The organism is Candidatus Methylomirabilota bacterium (genome assembly GCA_003104975.1).
Lineage (GTDB): Bacteria > Methylomirabilota > Methylomirabilia > Methylomirabilales > Methylomirabilaceae > Methylomirabilis.
Window position 1 is genome coordinate 563,062 of the sequence record PQAM01000010.1, and the last position, 17,618, is coordinate 580,679.

15 protein-coding genes are annotated in these 17,618 nt (G+C 59.6%); 10 read left to right on the forward strand and 5 right to left on the reverse strand.

From position 1 onward, the window contains the following. Nucleotides 1–4 precede the first annotated feature (4 nt). From C3F12_09605 to C3F12_09645, 9 genes are all read left to right on the forward strand, one after another. On the forward strand, nt 5–1,408 hold the full coding sequence (locus C3F12_09605) for a DNA recombination protein RmuC (GenBank protein ID PWB46287.1): 1,404 nt from the start codon (nt 5–7) through the stop codon (nt 1,406–1,408). Nucleotides 1,409–1,430: 22 nt separating this feature from the next. Beyond that, on the forward strand, nt 1,431–2,768 hold the full coding sequence (locus tag C3F12_09610) for a thiamine biosynthesis protein ThiC (protein ID PWB46288.1): 1,338 nt from the start codon (nt 1,431–1,433) through the stop codon (nt 2,766–2,768). Nucleotides 2,769–2,792: 24 nt separating this feature from the next. Next, a complete protein-coding gene (locus tag C3F12_09615) occupies nt 2,793–3,065 on the forward strand; it encodes a hypothetical protein (GenBank protein ID PWB46289.1) in 273 nt (90 codons plus the stop codon). A 10-nt stretch (nt 3,066–3,075) separates the two neighbouring features. After that, the gene (locus C3F12_09620) at nt 3,076–4,227 is read left to right on the forward strand and encodes an aminopeptidase P family protein (protein PWB46290.1); all 1,152 of its coding nucleotides are present in this window, start codon (nt 3,076–3,078) and stop codon (nt 4,225–4,227) included. Next, a complete protein-coding gene (locus C3F12_09625) occupies nt 4,227–5,003 on the forward strand; it encodes a hypothetical protein (GenBank protein PWB46291.1) in 777 nt (258 codons plus the stop codon). The genes C3F12_09620 and C3F12_09625 overlap by 1 nt, the downstream gene beginning before the upstream one ends. 99 nt (nt 5,004–5,102) lie before the next feature. After that, on the forward strand, nt 5,103–5,348 hold the full coding sequence (locus C3F12_09630; GenBank protein ID PWB46292.1) for a hypothetical protein: 246 nt from the start codon (nt 5,103–5,105) through the stop codon (nt 5,346–5,348). A gap of 96 nt (nt 5,349–5,444) precedes the next feature. After that, entirely contained in the window at nt 5,445–6,062 is a 618-nt protein-coding gene (locus C3F12_09635) for a serine/threonine protein phosphatase (protein ID PWB46293.1), read from the forward strand. A gap of 210 nt (nt 6,063–6,272) precedes the next feature. After that, the gene (locus tag C3F12_09640) at nt 6,273–6,830 is read left to right on the forward strand and encodes a hypothetical protein (protein ID PWB46294.1); all 558 of its coding nucleotides are present in this window, start codon (nt 6,273–6,275) and stop codon (nt 6,828–6,830) included. A gap of 12 nt (nt 6,831–6,842) precedes the next feature. After that, nucleotides 6,843–8,375 (forward strand): hypothetical protein, encoded by a 1,533-nt coding sequence (locus tag C3F12_09645; protein PWB46295.1) that lies wholly within the window; start codon nt 6,843–6,845, stop codon nt 8,373–8,375. Here the strand turns inward: C3F12_09645 and C3F12_09650 are convergent. The 5 genes from C3F12_09650 to C3F12_09670 all read right to left on the reverse strand — a co-directional run bounded on the left by C3F12_09650 (nt 8,372) and on the right by C3F12_09670 (nt 15,534). Further along, entirely contained in the window at nt 8,372–9,709 is a 1,338-nt protein-coding gene (locus tag C3F12_09650) for a hypothetical protein (GenBank protein PWB46296.1), read from the reverse strand. The genes C3F12_09645 and C3F12_09650 overlap by 4 nt on opposite strands. Before the next feature lie 41 nt (nt 9,710–9,750). After that, a complete protein-coding gene (locus C3F12_09655; protein PWB46297.1) occupies nt 9,751–11,034 on the reverse strand; it encodes a hypothetical protein in 1,284 nt (427 codons plus the stop codon). Nucleotides 11,035–11,058: 24 nt separating this feature from the next. Beyond that, nucleotides 11,059–13,473 carry a hypothetical protein gene (locus C3F12_09660; GenBank protein PWB46298.1) on the reverse strand — a complete coding sequence of 805 codons (2,415 nt, stop codon included), beginning with the start codon at nt 13,471–13,473 and terminating at the stop codon, nt 11,059–11,061. Between the two features lie 74 nt (nt 13,474–13,547). Beyond that, entirely contained in the window at nt 13,548–14,681 is a 1,134-nt protein-coding gene (locus C3F12_09665) for a hypothetical protein (protein ID PWB46299.1), read from the reverse strand. Beyond that, nucleotides 14,653–15,534 (reverse strand): hypothetical protein, encoded by an 882-nt coding sequence (locus tag C3F12_09670; GenBank protein PWB46300.1) that lies wholly within the window; start codon nt 15,532–15,534, stop codon nt 14,653–14,655. Before C3F12_09670 ends, C3F12_09665 begins: the two co-directional genes overlap by 29 nt. A gap of 442 nt (nt 15,535–15,976) precedes the next feature. Here C3F12_09670 and tilS point away from each other — a divergent pair, with 442 nt between their 5' ends. Next, a complete protein-coding gene (tilS, locus tag C3F12_09675) occupies nt 15,977–17,386 on the forward strand; it encodes a tRNA lysidine(34) synthetase TilS (protein ID PWB46301.1) in 1,410 nt (469 codons plus the stop codon). The last annotated feature ends 232 nt before the right edge of the window (nt 17,387–17,618 follow it).

Below are 17,618 nucleotides of genomic sequence, written 5' to 3' on the forward strand. Positions count from 1 at the left end.
GCACATGACTGAATGGCTAAGCCTGTTGTTGGGACTGTGGATTGGAGCCGTCCTGGGATGGTTCATCAGCATCGCCCGAACCAAGGCCGGGGTGAACGCCATCCTGCGAGAGCGGGAGGCGCGAGCGGCCGCCGCAGAGGCGCGGGTCGAGGAGGTCCGGCAACAGCTTGCCTCGGCAAGAAACGACTTCGAGACGCTGCGCGAGGATTTGCGACAGGCGGAAACAGCGCGGGTTGCCGCCGAAACCCGGGTGATCGAGACCGGAAAGAACCTCGCCGAGCAGAAAACCCTCCTCGACGAGGCGAAGAGCAGGCTATCCGATACGTTCAAATCGCTGGCGGCGGAGGCGCTCGCGGGCAACAACGCAGGGTTCCTCGTCCTGGCTGAGGAGAGGTTCAGGGCGCTGAAGGATGAAGCGGCGGTTGATCTGGAGAGTCGAAAACAGGCCATCGCGACGATCATTCAGCCGCTCAGCGACACCCTCGTGGCCTATCAGCAGGAGACCAGGGCGCTCGAAGACAGGCGGCTGAGAGAGTATAGTACAGTAGGCGAACAGCTTCGCGCCGTCGCGCAGGGTCAGACGATCTTGCAGGGTGAGACCGCCAAACTTGTCAATGCCCTGCGGTCGCCACAGGTACGCGGCCGATGGGGGGAGATCGCGCTGCGCAAGACGGCCGAACTCGCCGGTATGTCGCCCCACTGCGATTTTGTGGAGCAGGCGACCGTGACGACCGAGGAGGGACGCGTGCGTCCCGATATGGTGGTCAAGCTACCGGCCGGACGCGAGGTGGTGGTCGATTCGAAGGTTCCCCTCGGCGGATTTCTTGAGGCGCTCGAAGCCAAAACTGACGAGGATCGTGAAGGGGCGCTTGTGAAGCATGCGGCGCAGGTGCGCCAACATGTAACGAAACTGGCCTCCAAAGAGTACTGGGATCAGTTCGCGGCTGCTCCCGAGTTCGTTGTCCTCTTCATCCCGAACGACTCCTTCCTCGCCGCGGCCGCCGAAAAGGATCCGGCGCTGGTCGAATCGGCCCTCTCAAAGAAGGTTGTGATTGCCACACCCACGACCTTTATTGCCCTGCTTCGGGCGATTGCCTACGGATGGCGACAGGAGCAGCTCACCGAAAATGCCCAGCGGATCAGCGCATTGGGGCAGGAGCTGTCGGATCGGATGGGAACGCTTGCCGAGCACCTGATCAGGGTGGGAGGGGCCATGGGGAAGGCGGTGGATTCATATAACGCCGCGGTCGCCTCGCTCGAGACCCGCGTCTTTTCTACGGCGAGAAAATTTCAGACGCTTGGGGCTGTGGGCAAGAAAGAGATCCAGGAGCTCCAGCCGATTGATCAGAAGCCGCGCGCCTTGACCGCCATCGACGCAACAGACGCGATAGACGCGCCGACGCAATAGACGCAATCAAGAGGAGGCTGATATGAGTGTACGGATGACTCACGGCAATGGAGACTGCGTCACACAGATGTCCTACGCCCGCAAAGGGGTGATGACGCCCGAAATGGCCTACGTCGCCGAACGGGAAGGACTCGACGCCGAGGTAATCCGGGCCGAGGTCGCCCGCGGCCGACTCATTATTCCTGCCAATATTCATCACGTCAGCCTCGAACCAATGGGGATCGGGACCGTCGCGACCGTCAAGATTAACGCCAACATCGGCAACTCCGCCCTGATCTCCGACATCGAGGAGGAGCTGCGGAAACTGAAGCTGGCGATACAGTACGGAGCCGATACGGTGATGGACCTGAGCACGGGTGGGCGTATCGACGATATCCGCAGGACGATCATCGCAGCCAGCCCGGTTCCAGTCGGGACCGTCCCGCTCTATCAGGCGGTCGCCGCGGTCAATCAGGTCGAGGATCTGAGCGCCGACGATATGATCGACATAATTGCGCACCAGGCCCAGCAGGGTGTGGACTATATGACGATTCATGCCGGCGTCTTGCTCGAGCACCTGCCGCTGGTCCAGTCTCGAATCACCGGGATCGTCAGCCGAGGCGGCGCCCTCATGGCGCGATGGATGCTGGCCCATAACGCACAGAATCCGCTCTATACCCATTTCGATCAGCTCTGTCGGATCTTCCGAAAATACGACGTCAGCTTCAGCTTGGGCGACGGCCTGAGGCCGGGTTGTACCGCCGACGCCTCGGATGCGGCCCAGTTTGCCGAGCTTCGGACCTTGGGCGAACTGACGAAGATCGCCTGGGCGCACGATGTCCAGGTGATGATCGAGGGGCCCGGGCATGTCCCGATGGATCAGATCGAAATGAACGTCCGGATGGAGCAGGAGATCTGTCAGGAGGCGCCGTTTTACACGCTTGGCCCGCTGGTGACCGACATTGCGCCGGGATACGATCACATTACCTCCGCGATCGGCGCGGCGATGGTCGGCTGGTACGGCGCCTCGCTGCTCTGTTATGTGACGCCGAAAGAGCACCTCGGTCTGCCTACGCCGGAGGACGTCAAACAAGGATGTATCGCGTACAAGATTGCTGCGCATGCTGCCGATATCGCGCGCGGGCGGAAAGGTTCGCGCGACCGGGACGATGCGCTGTCCCGCGCCCGATTCAACTTCGACTGGGAACGGCAGTTTGCGCTGGCGATCGATCCTGAGACGGCACGCCGAATGCACGATGAGAGCCTGCCCAACGAGGCATTCAAGCGCGCCGAATTCTGCTCGATGTGCGGTCCGAAGTTCTGCTCGATGCACATCTCGTCGCATCTTGACGAGCCGTCGGCCGCCCGCGAGTCAGCGTGACCGTTGGAGGAGGACATCACGCATATGACCAGCACGAAGTCTAAAGGGCCGACCTTCTGGGGCGGCTGCTACGGTTTCGCCTGGATGGCGCTGATGCTGGTCCTTTTTGCCTGGATGCTGGTGGGCTACGGCGACGTCTGGGGGGTCAGGGGCGTGCTTGGGGCGACCGCGTTGCTGCCGCTCTCGACGCTGGCCTATCCGGTAATCGCCTGGTACTGCACCGGCGCGTTCCCATGGGTATGGACGCTCGGGTTGCTGGCCGCGATTGGAATGGGTAAAGTCATTCTGTCGGATTGAGCAGGTGTCCATGATGAAACAGCCGGGATATGATGCGATCGTGATGGTCGCCACCAGCGAAATCGACTCGAACCTCTACTATGCAACTCGGTTCGCCGCACCAGATCCGTTTATCTTTGTCCAGACTGAGACAGAAAAGATCGTTGTGATGAGCGATCTGGAGATCGATCGGGCCAGGAGTGAGGCAAGGGTCGAGACGGTTCTTTCGTATAGCGCCTATGAGCAGCGAGCGAGACAGAAGGGTGTCGAGATACCGTCTTTGCTGGTTGTGCTGGACCTGGTGCTGCGGGATCGTGGTGTGCGCTCCCTGCTGGTCCCCGGTAATTTGGGTATCGAGTATGCCGACGGTCTGCGGGCCAGAGGTTACGCAATCGCCGTCAAACGCGAACCGTTTTTCGAGATGCGACTGGTGAAGCGCGACGAAGAGGTCGAGGCGATTACCGCGACCCAGCGCGCGATCGAACAGGCCGTGCATGCGGCCATCTCGGCGATCGGCGCAGCCAGGGTGGGGAATGACGAGCTGCTGTACCTGGACGGCCGGGTGTTGACGGCCGAGGCGCTGAAGAAGATCATGCACGCAACGTTAATGGAGCACGAGTGTGTGGCGCAACATACCATCGTGGCGCCCGGTCTGCAGGGGGTCGATCCCCATCATCATGGACATGGACCTATCAGGGCGCACGAATCGATCGTCATCGACGTCTTCCCGAGATCCGAACAGAGCCGGTACTTCGCCGACATGAGTCGGACCGTCGTCAAGGGGAAGGCATCACCCAAGCTTCGGGCGATGTACAAAGCGGTCCTCAATGCCCAGGAACGCGGGATAGAGCTCATCAGGGACGGAGCCGACGGGAGCGCCATTCATAGCCAGGTAAATGCCGTCTTGGAAAAGGACGGATTTTATACCGGGATGACAACCGGTCGTATGCAAGGCTTTTTTCACGGGACGGGTCACGGGATCGGCCTCGATATTCACGAACCTCCTCGTATCAATAAGACGGGCGCCGTTCTGCGAACCGGCCATGTGGTCACCGTTGAACCCGGGCTCTACTACCTTGACGCAGGGGCCATTCGAGTTGAAGACCTCGTGGTTGTTACGACAATGGGGTGTCGAAATCTGACCCGCTTTCCAAAGGGGATCGACATGTTTGAGATCGACTGATGTCGCCTGTAGCGCTTCCGGTATTTCAGACGATCCAGGAAGCGGTCGTCGGCAGTGTGTTCTGCCTGAGCTTTTTGCATTCGCCACCCATCCGACGAGGCTTTTTCCAGACCTGCGTGCTGGTTCTGCTGAGCGCGCTCGGTGTCATGATCTGGGTTAAGCCAACACCGATCTCGTTCGTATTGTGCGGGCTGCTCGTCCTGTATGCCGGGGCCTTCTGGATGCCGAACGAGCGGTGGTCGAGGCGGATACTCTGGTTGAGCCTCGCGGTCGGAGGGGTCGGGGCACTGATCCCCGCTCTGCCGTCGACTCAGGAATCGGTCGGTGTCGCCGAAACAGTATTCCATATTGCCGGTACCATGACGTCAGCGCTTCTCTTGGGTTCATCCCTGACCGGTATGTTGCTCGGCCACTATTACCTGAGAGATCCCCGCCTGCCCGTCGCACTGATCCGTCGGCTGGCCATCCTCTTTCTGGCATCTGCGGCGCTCCAGGCCCTGTTGCTGATCGTCACGCTTGGGTCGCTCCACCTCTTTGGCGGAGCCGAGGGAACAGCGAGGATCGGACTGCTTTCGACCTCCTTTCTGGCGGAATTTCTGAGCCGTATAGGGGTTGGAATCCTGGGTTCGTTCATCCTGGCGTGCGTGATCTGGGACACCTTGAGCATTCCGAACGTCCAGTCCGCAACCGGTTTTCTGTACATCGCGGTTGTGACCAGCTCTATCGGAGAGTTTCTTGGACGATTTTTGCGGTACTCGACGCTCATCCCGTTGTAAAGCGGACGACTATTTCTTTCCGGATCGTGAGGTTTCTTCCTTGTAGAGTCGTTTAGGAGGTGCTATATTACAACTAGAATTGATGATGAAGGCGGCGTCATGCAAAAGTCATTGGCTCAGGACATTTTGGATATTCTATTCTGCGATCCGAGCACACGCCGGGCGCATAAGGATGCGCTCAGCGACTGGATCCTCGATAGTCAGCCCCACGACTCCCCGCTCGACGGCATTGCAATGATTCAATTCCTCGCCGAACACCACCCGGAAATTCTTGCGCGGCTGAAGATCAACACACACGTCAAGGAAGAAATCGCCCGCGTCCTGGATGCTATCGGCCACAAGTAGTGTGGTGACCCCAGCCATTGGTCCTCAGCCGCCGCCTGTTCTGTCCACACCCAACAGCAGATCACCGAGACCCTGCCCCACGCTGGACGATGAGACGTGATCTACGTGATCGGCGACATTCACGGTTGTCTGCACCCTCTGCGTCGTCTTATCGCACAACTTCGTCCGGGCGATGATGACGACGTCGTGTTTCTTGGCGATTATGTGGATCGAGGACCGAATTCGCGCGGGGTCATCGATTACCTGCTGACCCTCCGCGGACGCTACACCTTCCTCATGGGCAACCATGAACGGATGTTCCTCGACTTTCTTCAGGGCAAAGAGCGGGCGCTGTTTCTGTACAACGGCGGGACCGCGACCCTCGACAGCTACGGCGGGCTCCGCGGGATTCCCGCAACGCATCTGGCGTTTCTGGAACGGTTACGACCGTACCATGAGAACCAGGAGTATTTTTTCGTCCATGCGGGGATCAGGCCGGAGGTTCCGTTGCACGAGCAGGACGAGCGCGACCTCCTGTGGATCCGCGACGACTTTTATGCTTACTCGGGCCGGTTTCCCAAGACTGTCGTATTCGGCCACACCCCGATGCGCGAGGTGCTGATGGAGGAGGACCGAATCGGCATCGACACCGCCTGTGTCTATGGTAACAAGCTGACCTGCCTGATCCTTCCCTCGCGTGAAGTCATCCAGGTATCGAATCACCTCGACAGGTGATTGTGGATTGCCTGACCAATCCCTTATAACTGCGTAATCGAGTCACGCAACCTTTCAACAGATCGAATAGTCTTATACGTTGTTGCCATTCATCCTTCATTTCCATGGTGTTTAAGATATCTCGTATTCTGATACGGAATTATTCTTGACAGTTATGTGTGAATTGCTAGTATACATTAGAGTTTGCGTCAAGCGAGCCGTGGACGATCCATGGGCTCAAATCCAATCCTTGGCGGAGTACCGACTTCCACGAATCTTTGTAGGGCGATACGGATGGGAACGCCAAGATGGTACGCGTTGCGTACCCGCTCTCGACACGAGAAGCGGGTGTCGGCCCAGGTGGATAGCCGGGGTATCGAAGTGTTTCTTCCGCTTATCGGACGGCGGAACCGCTGGAAGGATCGGACGGTGAAGGTTGAACTCCCCCTCTTTCCCGGCTATTGTTTCGCGCACTTTGCCTGGAACGATCGATTGCAGGTCCTGACCGCCCCCGGTGTCGTGGAGGTGCTGGGAGTAGGGGGTCAGGGCGTTCCGGTTGCCGAGACCGAAATCGAGAACGTGCGCCGTCTGGTCACCAGCACCCTGCGGGTCGATCCGTATCCCTTCCTGGAGCCGGGCAGGGCTGTTGAGGTACGGCGCGGCCCCCTCAAGGGTCTTCGCGGATTCCTGGTCCGAAAGGCCGCCAAGGCTCGTCTCGTCATCGCCGTCAGTCTGATTCGTCAGGGCGCATCGGTCGAGATCGACGCCGATGACGTCGTGCCGGTATAATACGTTTCGGATATGCCCCACGATCGTGACGCCTCCACGATCAGGACCTCATCGTCGGCAGACCGCCCCGCGCTCGCACCCTGGAAGGTCGTTCAGCTTCGATACGCCCTCATGGCCGATCGCATCATTGAGGTCGGTCTGTACGGCCTGATCGTCCTCACACCCCTGGCCTTCGGCGCCGTCGAGCGTTGGTCGATCGGCCTCGCAGAGTTTGCGATCTTCGCCATCGCACTGGTATGGGGACTCGCCATGGTCAGCGCCGGCGAGATCCGTATCGAGCGTACGGCACTGAGCCTCTGTTGGCTCATGGTCCTCGCCTATGGGCTGTGGCAGGCCGTCCCGCTTCCGCCCAATTTCATCCGCGTCATCTCACCCAAGGCCGCGGCCCTCTATCAGCAGGTAGAATTCAACGGCGAACCTGGAGCCTCGTGGCACACCCTGTCGCTGGTGCCCGACGCGACCCGACAGGCGCTTGTGAGGCTTCTGGCCTTGGCGCTCGTGTTCTGGATCGTCGTCAACCACCTGCAGACCCGCGAGCAGATCGACCGTATCGTTCGGGTCATCATGATGACAGGTTTCGGGCTTGCGCTTTTCGGGATTCTTCAGCATTTCTCCGGGAACGGCAAACTGTACTGGGTACGCGAGTTGACCCATGGCGGCAGTCTGTTCGGTCCCTACGTCAATCGTAATCACTTCAGCGGCTACATGGAGATGGTGATCCCGCTCGCAATCGGCTATATCGTGGCGAACCGGCGACCCGGCTTCGATGAGAGGGGAGACTGGCGAAGCCGGTTGCTCCACTGGGGAACGCCGCAGGCGAGTCGATCGTTACTGGCGTTTTTTAGCGGACTGATCATGGTCGTGGCCCTGCTGCTGACCGGATCACGGGCCGGGTTATTCAGCTTCTTCTGTTCTATGCTGTTTATCGCCTTTCTACTCTCGGTTGGGCGCTTACACAGCCGGCGACTGTGGGGGATGCCGGCCTCGTTTGTGGCGTTGGGGCTGACCTATGCCCTCTGGCTCAACCCGGACCGCGTCCTGAAGACATTCGCGATTCTTTGGGTGGGGACCGACGATGCCTCATTTCAGGGACGGCTCCTCGTCTGGGAGGATACACTGCGTCTGGGCCACGATTTTCGCTGGAGCGGCACCGGCCTGGACACCTATATCTGGGCCTTTCCGCCGTACAAGCAACCGCTGATCGGGCAGGCTGTCTATGATTATGCCCACAACGACTATCTGCAGGCGTACGCCGAAGGGGGACTGCCTCTGATGGCGATCCTGGCCTTGGCACTGCTCTGGGGCGGGACCCAGTTGCTGAACGCCTGGTCTCAACATGAGCGATCGCATACGCGGGGAATCGGACTTGGGCTGTTGGCCGGGCTTGTGGCGATGTTGATCCACAGTGTCTATGACTTCAACCTCCACATCCTGGCCAATGCCATTCTTTTCGTCCTCCTGTCTGCGGTAGCGTCCCGCGTCCTCCTGCTCAGCCGTCCGTCCGCCCGTATGTCACACACGGTCGGCCGGCACGGGCCTCGTTAATAGTTGATGGCTACGATCTTCAGTCGTTCGCTTTCCCGCCGGATCTTCCATTCGATACGCCCGGATACCGTGGTCGCCTTCGCAGAGTGAGCGCCGTTCCTCGCTGAGATGAGATACTGGGCGGTCACTGTAGCCTGCTCGTCCTTGATCTCGACCTGCACGTTCTTCAGCCGATAGATGATCTGGTCTCGTCCGGCAAATCCTTTGATGTAGGCGTTACGGATGGCCTGATAATCCAGGGTTCCCTTTTCGCGCACCCGGGTTGAGAGGACGGCCATGACGCGCTCTACGTCCGCCTTTTCGTAGGCGTCCACATACTCGTCCAGCAGGGCATCGATCTCCTGCCGATCCAGGGCCTTGGGCTCGGGCGTTATAGGCGGGAGCGCCTGGGCGAGTTGAACGGAATGGTCGAGTGGCTGCGCCGAGATAGTCGGGTCGTCAGAGGAGCCGGGGCCGCTCGCGTGGGCGTCAAGCGGCAGAGGGTCTTGAGACACACGCGTGGGACGTCGTTCCGATTGATGATCCGAAGGAGTGGTGAGGGACGAAGGCCGCGAAGCGACTTGGCCGAGGCGCAGCTTCACAGGATGACGTTTCGCCGTGGGGACGACGGGCGGAAGGCCGACTGCGGCGACGGGCGGAACGGTTCGGAGATAGAGTTGCGGTCTCGGCGCATCACGATCGGAGAGCGCCAACAGAAGCAGTCCGGCTGCCGCGATTGAGGAGACCGTTACCAGCACCGGTATGCGACGACCCGTCGGCCGCGAGGGTTGGGGCGATGCGGCAGGGGGCGCAGACGAACCAGGAGGCATCCCGATTGACGTACATTGCTCTCGCGCCAGAAACTCGCGTCGTCTTCGCTCATCGTAGGCGTGTCGCCGCGCCGGGTCCTTCAAGACGTGGTAGGCTTCGTTCAGACGGGCGGCCTGCCGCGTGAACCACTCGCTGTTCTCCGGGTGGCGATCAGGATGATACACGGTCAGGCGGCTGAGCCACGCCTCTTTGATCTCGTCGTTCGTTGCAGTCGGGGCGACGCCCAGGATGGTATAGGGGTCGTCTGTGCCGGGGGAATCGAGGCAGGCGAGCAGAAAGGCCGCCCGTGAGGCGATTTCGTGCGGCGCAAGTCCCCGACGCTCCGCCACCTGACGGATCATCAGCCACAGGGCCGATCGCTCGCCTTTGGTGATCTCGGCGAGGAGCGTAATAAGTTGTCGCTTATCCGGACAAATCGTCGATGTGTCGGGGATCGGATTGCCGCCGGCCAATGCCTCCATCAGTTGACGATTGCCTGCATTGTCCTGGTCGGAATCCCTTGGGCTTTGCTTTGTTGGTGGCATTTTTACCCTGAACTCGAACCTCGAAGGTTGGATGCGAAGCCTTAGGGTACCCTCGCCAGCGAAACGTTGTCAATCCATGCCACCCCGGAGATCGGAGGGAGATACGGGGGAGGAGGGGCCTTACGAACTCTCAGGGTGACAATCTCGATACCGTCGGAGGCGCGAAATTGTGCGGTAACAGCGGTCCAGCCTTTAGTTCCTGTAATAGCGTCGGTTGTCACCAACGCGTGGCCATCCGGATCGATGACCTCAACGGCGATCCCTGTAGGGTCGGTCAGGCCGTCGGTCCTGATCTGAGCCTGGAGCGCGTACGTGGCATCAGGCCGTATCGGAACGAGTTGCGACACGTATGAAAAGTCGGCGCGGCTTTTAGTGAAGATCAGCCGGAGCGAACGCCGTCCTGTGTAAGCCGTGAAGGGATCGATCGACGCCGCGACCCCGGAGACGCCTCGAATCCGCCAGTCGAAGCCCCTGCCCACAGTCGCGTTCCATTCGAAGCTTCCGTTGGACACGAGATTCGATTGAGCCTTGGCGTCGGCGAACCCCATCCGCTGCACGGCGGCGGTCCACAGTTGGTGCGCCGAGTCAAGCCGACCGGCCTGCATCAAGAGATCGACCACCCGGAGTTGGAGGTACGGGTCGATCGGCTCTGCCGTACGAGGCGCCAGGTCGGCGAGCCGTATCCAGACGGCCAGCGCCTGATCGTTCAGATTGCGGTCGAGTAGGTAATTCGCATAGCGCGTATAGTGGGCGACAGTCGGTAGAATGAAGGTGTCCAGCATCTCTTCTGAGGTCAGCAGTGTGCGCGCCAGTTCGTACCCTTTTGCAAGGTCTGACGGATTCTCGGAGGCCGACAGCAATCCGGTCAAGGCGTCCAGCGTCCTGGACGGCTGTTCCTGATCAAGATAGGCGACGGCGGTTTCCCAAAGAAGCGCGGTGTTGCTCTGGCCGAGTTGTGCGGCGAGGCGGAGGGCGCGGTCGGACTCCGATAGCCGCCCCAGGGCCGCGTAGAGCTTTCCGAGGTGCAGCCAGACGACGCCATCGAGCGGATTGTCGCGCAGGATTGACTGATAGGCGGCGAGGGCTGCGGGGTAATCCCGAAGCCGCAGACTATAGTGGTGCAGGGCGGCAATCATGGCGCGGATGCGGTGGTTGGCGGGGTCGAGCGAAAGCGCCCGACTGGCGGTCTCGCGCGTCGGGTCTCGACTCAACGACCTTTCAGCGAGCCATGGCCGCAGCGCCGCCCACGAGGCAGCGAGAAAGACGAGCGCAATCGTGCCGGCGACGATAATTTGCGCCGATCGCGCGTGCAGGCGAATGACCATTCGGAGGTCGCTCCCGGAGTGGGGTTAGACAGGCCGATCGCCGTTTCCCGCGTTCGTCGGCTGCGACTCGACGGGCGCGTGAGCCTGTACAGTAGATGCCGGATCGGGCACGGTGTCCGGGGCCGCGTATTGGTAGTAGTGGCTGTAATGGTAGCGATAGTAGTACGGATAGCCGTTGCCGCGAATGTCGATATTATTCAGGACGGCGCCCAAAACCGGCGCGTTCAACTCAATCAGGTTTTTGAAGGACCGTTGAATCATGTCGCGCGGCGTCCGCCCGCCGTGGACTACCAGGATCACACCCTTGACCACTGTCGAAAGAATCAGCGCGTCGGCGACACTGAAGATCGGAGGCGAGTCTACGACAATGTAGTCAAATCGTTGGGACAGTAGGTCGATGGTTTCCCTCATCCGTGGAGACGCCAGTAGTTCTGCGGGATTTACGGGAATGGTTCCCGCCGGAATACAATAGAGATTTGAGACGGTGGTCCGCTTGATGACCGACACCAGGTCCGCATTCCCGGTCAGGTAATCTGAGAGTCCGGCCTTCAGAGGAATCTCGAGGTGCGAATGGCAACTCGGTCGACGCATGTCGCCGTCGATGAGGAGCACGCCGCCCCCCAACTGTGCCAGGGTAATAGCCGTATTAATGGACAGTCCGGTCTTGCCTTCTGAGGGTTGAGCGCTGGTAAACAGGATCGATTTTGGAGGCGAGCCTGGAGATGAAAAGAGGAGCGAGGTGCGAAGCGTGCGGAACGCCTCTGCCAATGCGGAGCGCAGATCGCTGTGCGCAACCGTGGCAAAGGCCGGTGCGCCGTTGTGATTCCCGTTATTGCCGTTACGTGACAGCCTGCCCCGTCTTTGTTTGGGCAGGGCTGAGGCCAGCGACGGGATCAGCGCCAGGCTTGGGATCCCGAGGGTCCGTTCAAGCGCGTCCGGTTGTTTCACGGTATTATCCAAATAGTCAAAGAAAAAGGCCATGCCGACGGCCACCGTCAATCCGAGGACGATCCCGAGCACAATATTGCGGGTCTTATTCGGACTGAACGGCGTCGTCGGCGCCTCGGCGGTATCGACGATCTGGACGTTGCTTGCCGCGAGACCCTGGGAGACCCCCGCCTGCTTCTGGCGCTCGAGAATCCCGCTGTAAATCTGGCGATTCGTGTCGACGTCGCGCTTCAGGATGTCGTACCGGATCAGTTCCTGGTTCAATCCGATGGCCAGATGTTTCTGCTCGTTGACCGCCGCCTGGAGAAGCTGCTCCTTCTTGACCGCCGCCTCATACTCCTGCTTAATGGCGTCGACGATTCGAGCGATTTCCACCTCGATCTGACGCTTGATCTGGTCCATACTTTCGCGAAGCCGGACCATCTTGGGATAGCCCGGTTTATAGGTCTCGCCCAGCCGACGGTACTCGGAGTCTAACTTATAGTACTCAGTCTTGAGGTTGGAGATCATCGAGTTTTCCAGGACCGCAGGGATCGAATCGAACCGCAACTTCTGGCTCTGGCGATACAGGGCCTCCTTGGCGATCCGCTCACCCTGGGCCTTGGTCAGCGCCTCGCTCAAATCGGCCAGCTTTGTCGTGACGATATCTTTTTTCTCTCCGACGGTCAGAATCTGTTTCTGTTTTACGAATTCGTGCAGGGCGGCCTCCGATTGTTCAAGTTTATCCTGCACGTCTTGAAGCTGTTTCGACAACCACTCCCCGGCCTGGGCAGTGGCGTTGTATTTCAGGTCGAGACTATGATCGATGAAGCCCTTCGCCCAGGCGTTGGCCAGGAGTGAGGAGAGCGCGGGAGACGGGGTGGTAAAGGAGATCTTGACCAGGTTCGTGGTCCGCACCGGTTCTATGGTCAGCATCCGGAGCAGTACGTCGATCTTACGAACCATGACCTGTTCCTCGGTCGGTCCGACAGGCGGCTCCGGTTGGGAGACCGGATCGGCCGTCGGCAAAGATTTTGAGGTGCGCGATCCAGAGAGCATGTCGGTGATCCACGCAAGCCAGACGCCTGCAAGCTCGCCGGAATCGGTCGGCCCAGGATCCAAGGCGATCGAATGGCCGTTTGCGGTCAGTGTCTCGATGACCCGCTTTGCCAGGCTTCGGCTCTGCAGCAGCTTCTGCTGGGTGCCCATGAATTCCGGACCGTAGTTCTGGTGTCCGGGCGACCCGATTTCCTGGAAGGAGAGGATCTGCGGCCGCTCATAATCGATCTTGAGGGTGGCGGTCGCTCGATAGGTCGGGGTCAGGCTGAAGGTGTAGATCGTTGCGGTCGTGACGATAATGGCGAAAAAGGTCAGGACCATCCACCGGTGCTTCAGGATAATTCGCCAGTAATCGCGGAGGTGCGTCTCTTCGTCCTGCTGCAGATAATAGCGTTGCAGCAAAAGCTCGCGAGGCGTGGGCGGCTTACCCTCTGATTTGACCAGCGCATCCATGCGCGAGTATTATCCTTTTTCGTGATCGGCGGTCGGCGCGAACCGTTCTTTGGCGATCATTGATAGGATCGAGACTAGAAGGCCATCCCGGCATTAAATCCGAAGCGGATGATCGTCTTGACAAAGTCCACGGCGCCATACAGGACGGCCTTAGGGCCGCTGGTTCCGACAAACACGACATCGTTTTTTTGAACGGCGAGCGCAGGCTTGCCCTCCCGCCTTAACTGTTGAAGGTCGACGTGAATCACCTCGGTTTGTGGCCCGTTAAACCGTAACACCTCGATATTACTCAGGTCGGCCTCATCCTTCAGCGCCTCCCCGAAATAGATGGCCTGGTCGACGGTCAGTTTCCCTTTGAGCGGATAGGGACCCGGCTTTTTTACGGCGCCACCGAGCAGGAATTCGCCCGACTTCGGGACGCTGATGACGTCTCCGGAGTCGATCCGGATATTCAGGCCGGGGTTGCGTCCGGCCAGCAGTTCATCGAGATCGATTGTCAGCAGATCCCCAGAGCTGCCGGCGTCGGTTCCCGGGCTGCCGTGTTTTCGCAGAACGTAGACCATGCGGTCGGCCTCTTTGGTGAGGCCGCCGGACTGAGCCAGCATATCGGTGAGCGTCCGTCCGTCGTTCACCTCATAGATGCCTGCCTTATTGACCTCTCCCAGAACGGCGGCACGCTGACTGCGGTACTCCTCGATGAAGACGCTCACTTGGGGATCGTAAAGATATTCGGCGCCGTACAGGTCGGCCAATTTACCTTCAAGTTGACGTGCGGTCAGGCCTTTGACCCTGACGATATCGATGAGGGGCAGACGAATGAACCCCTCTGCCCCTACCCGGATCTTGATCTTGTCGACTTCGCTCAGGTCCAGGACCGAGATGACGAGGAGATCCCCTGGGCCGATGGTATAGTCTCCGGTCGAGCTATTGTCGTGCGCCGCGGTGCCGATAATCCTGCTGTTGAGCGCAACGCTGCCTTCCGATTCGGCGGATCGAGAGATAGACGCCATCACCATGAGGGTTTCTTTGGTGGGGCCGGCCGATGTGCAGCCGGCGGTCAGAATTCCCAAGCTGATATAGATGTACGCTCGTCTCATTATGGACCGTTTAATCTGTGTGGTCTGCCGGATCGTTTCGTCTCCCGACCGTCCGGATAGCCTAAACGGCCGAACGGACTCACTACGGAGTTGAGGGACTCGCCTTGCCATTATTGCCCGATTCGCTCACCCCAAGCCCTACGCCCAGCCCAATGGCGCCAAGCCCAACGAGGACCCCAGTAACTGTCTCTGCCCGGGTGCCCGATCCCGTCTCTACAACCGGGGCCTCCTCCGTTTCAGTGTTCCCGGTGTCGGTACCGGTGGAACCGGTTTCGTCGGCCGCGTCACCTGGAATCGCCTGTGCCAGCAGGACGCCAAAATCGTGATCAGGAGCGCCAACCTGGGGTATATAGACGCTTTGTCCGGCCTTTACAACGTGGATGCCGGGATCATTCGCGGACCTGGCAAGCATCCCGCCCTGTTCGAGACTCAGGCGGGACCCGCCGCGCGCGTTGACGACGATGGTCCCTACCGAGTCAGAGGTGGACAACGTTGTCGAGTTCGCCTTGAGAACGGCCGGGCGATTTCCCGCACTGCCGGGTTCGGTCTGATAGCGGACGCTTGGCGTAATGAAGACTGAACCGGATGAGTTGGGTATCCTGAAGAGAACCTGGCCAACGGCAATTTTCACCACAGGCGCAGTTCGTGATCCGGCCAACCCGATAAGTGTTTGCGGCCGCAGTTCGAGCTGGGTCCCATCCTTCAGCAGCAACGATGCGGTACCCTTTCCGGACCGCAGCATGGTCCCGCCATATATCGGGCTGGAGGACGCAGGCAGCGTCGTCCACTGCCGGCCATCGATGGCTACCTGAGCGTCCTGTAATCCGGTTGCCAACCCCAGTGTCGGCTCCGCCGCCCGTGCGGATGGCGGGATGACTGCGGCCAGATTCCAGGCCAGAAAACTGATGAGAGTTACCTGCGCCGGACGGGTGAGGAAGAGACGGTTATGGCAGGTCGTGCGCATTATTTGCCCTCCTTCGCCAAGCAGGTTGCCCCGGTAGGACCGTTGATATACATTCGCATTTTACGCCTCTATGCCGGCTACTGACGCCGCAGTTTGGATCGTTACTAAAGATGACGTATTCTTCATTTGAAGATATATAAAACTCGATTACACCAATGTCAAGTATATTTTAGCAGCGAACCAATAAATCTGATGAGTGTTTATCTGTTAATGTAATTAGAATGATATATATACTGGGTGAATCTATGTTGAGCTGACTAACGATATGTCGATGTTCACAAGCTGCACAGGGGCGGCCTATCCTTTCCCGTTGCGTGGCCATCATGGGAATACGCTTCGGCGCCCAGGATTTATATTGACAGCGCTCTGAGGGCTCACTACAGTAGTTCCTGGGGTGATAGGGTGTAAATGGCCGTTACATGCGGGTTTATGGGCTTACGTGATGAAGGACCGGCTGCTGCATAAGGTGCAAGAGACGATCGACCGGCATCGGATGGTGACGGTCGGGGAGAGGATCGTCATTGCGGTCTCCGGCGGCATTGATTCGATGGTCATGCTCCATCTTCTGATGCGCCTTCGAGAGCGATATGCCGTCGTACTCCATGTCGCCCATCTCGACCACGATCTTCGCGGGGCAGAATCGGCCGCGGCTGCCGACTTCGTGCGAAACTATTGTGAGACCCATCAGATTCCAGCGACGATGACCAGGGCTGACGGCAGGATGTTGCGAGACCGCAGATTCGACTCGCTGCAGGCCGCGGCTCGCACACTTCGCTACCGGTTTCTCGAGGAGGTGGGGGATAGGCAGCGGGCCGCCAGAATCGCCCTAGGCCATCATCGTGACGATCAGGCGGAGACCGTCCTGATGAACCTGCTTCGAGGATCGGGCGTGCGAGGGCTTGGCGGAATCCCGCCGGTGAGGGGCCGGATCGTCCGTCCATTGATTGATTGCGAACGGGAGGAGATCGAGCAGTACGCGCGGAAAGAGCGGATTCCTTATGTCGAGGATTCGTCAAACCGCAGTCTTGCCTATCGTCGGAATCGAATCCGACTGGGACTGTTGCCGGAGTTGGCCAAACGATACAATCCGCGCATTATGTACGCCCTGGCAAATGCGGCAACGATCTTCGAGGCCGAAGACGCGTTGTTGAACGAGATGGTGGAAAAAGAGTTTCACGCCTTGGTGATCTCGCAATCGTCTCAAGAGGTGGCGCTGTCGATTCCCTCCATGGCGGGCCTTCCCAGCGCCCTGAGATGGCGCGTTATCCGTCGATCCGCAGAAGCGTTGGGTGCAGGCCGTTCGGGGCTGACCTTTCAACAGACTCTGGCTGTCGATCGGCTGCTGGAAGCGCCGGGCGGCGTCGTTCACGCGCCGGGCGGATTGCGCGTGAGGCGAGCCGACGAGGGCCTGATCTTCGCGATTGAGAGGGCTCGGGTGCGGGACCGCATCGCCGCCTGTTCCCTGGTCGTGCCCGGATTGACGGTCATTCCGACCGCTTCGCTCAGCCTCCACAGTGAGATGCTGGAACAGGGGGCGGTGGTCCGGCCTACTGGCGATACCCGGATTGCCCTGCTTGACGGCGACCGTACCGGGACTGCCTTGCATGTCAGGGGATGGGAAGCGGGCGACCGATTTGTTCCCTTCGGGATGAGTGGTCGCAAGAAGCTCCAGGACTTTTTTGTAGACGCCAAGGTGCCGCGCGAAGACCGCGGGCGGATCCCGTTGGTGGTGTCTGGCGGTCAGATCGTCTGGGTTGTGGGTTTTCGCACCGACGAACGTTTCAGGGTGACCGCTGCGACGCGGCGTATCCTTCGGGTTTGTGCAGTTACTACAGGTGACGACGGACGGTAATCACATGATCGCACGCCCGTGCTAATCCGCACATTCGTCCGTCGTTGGTCCGAACGTCCCCGCTCCCGTCGTGAAATCCCCCCAACGCCCCTTTTGAAAAGGGGGCGTTGGGGGGATTTCACTGGGCGTTACAACTTTCATGCCCACGGGCGCGCCGCCAGCGCATGGAGCAGCGGTTAGACGGACGATCATCGTGTATTGCGTTGAAGACGTACAAGCGATTTGATATAGT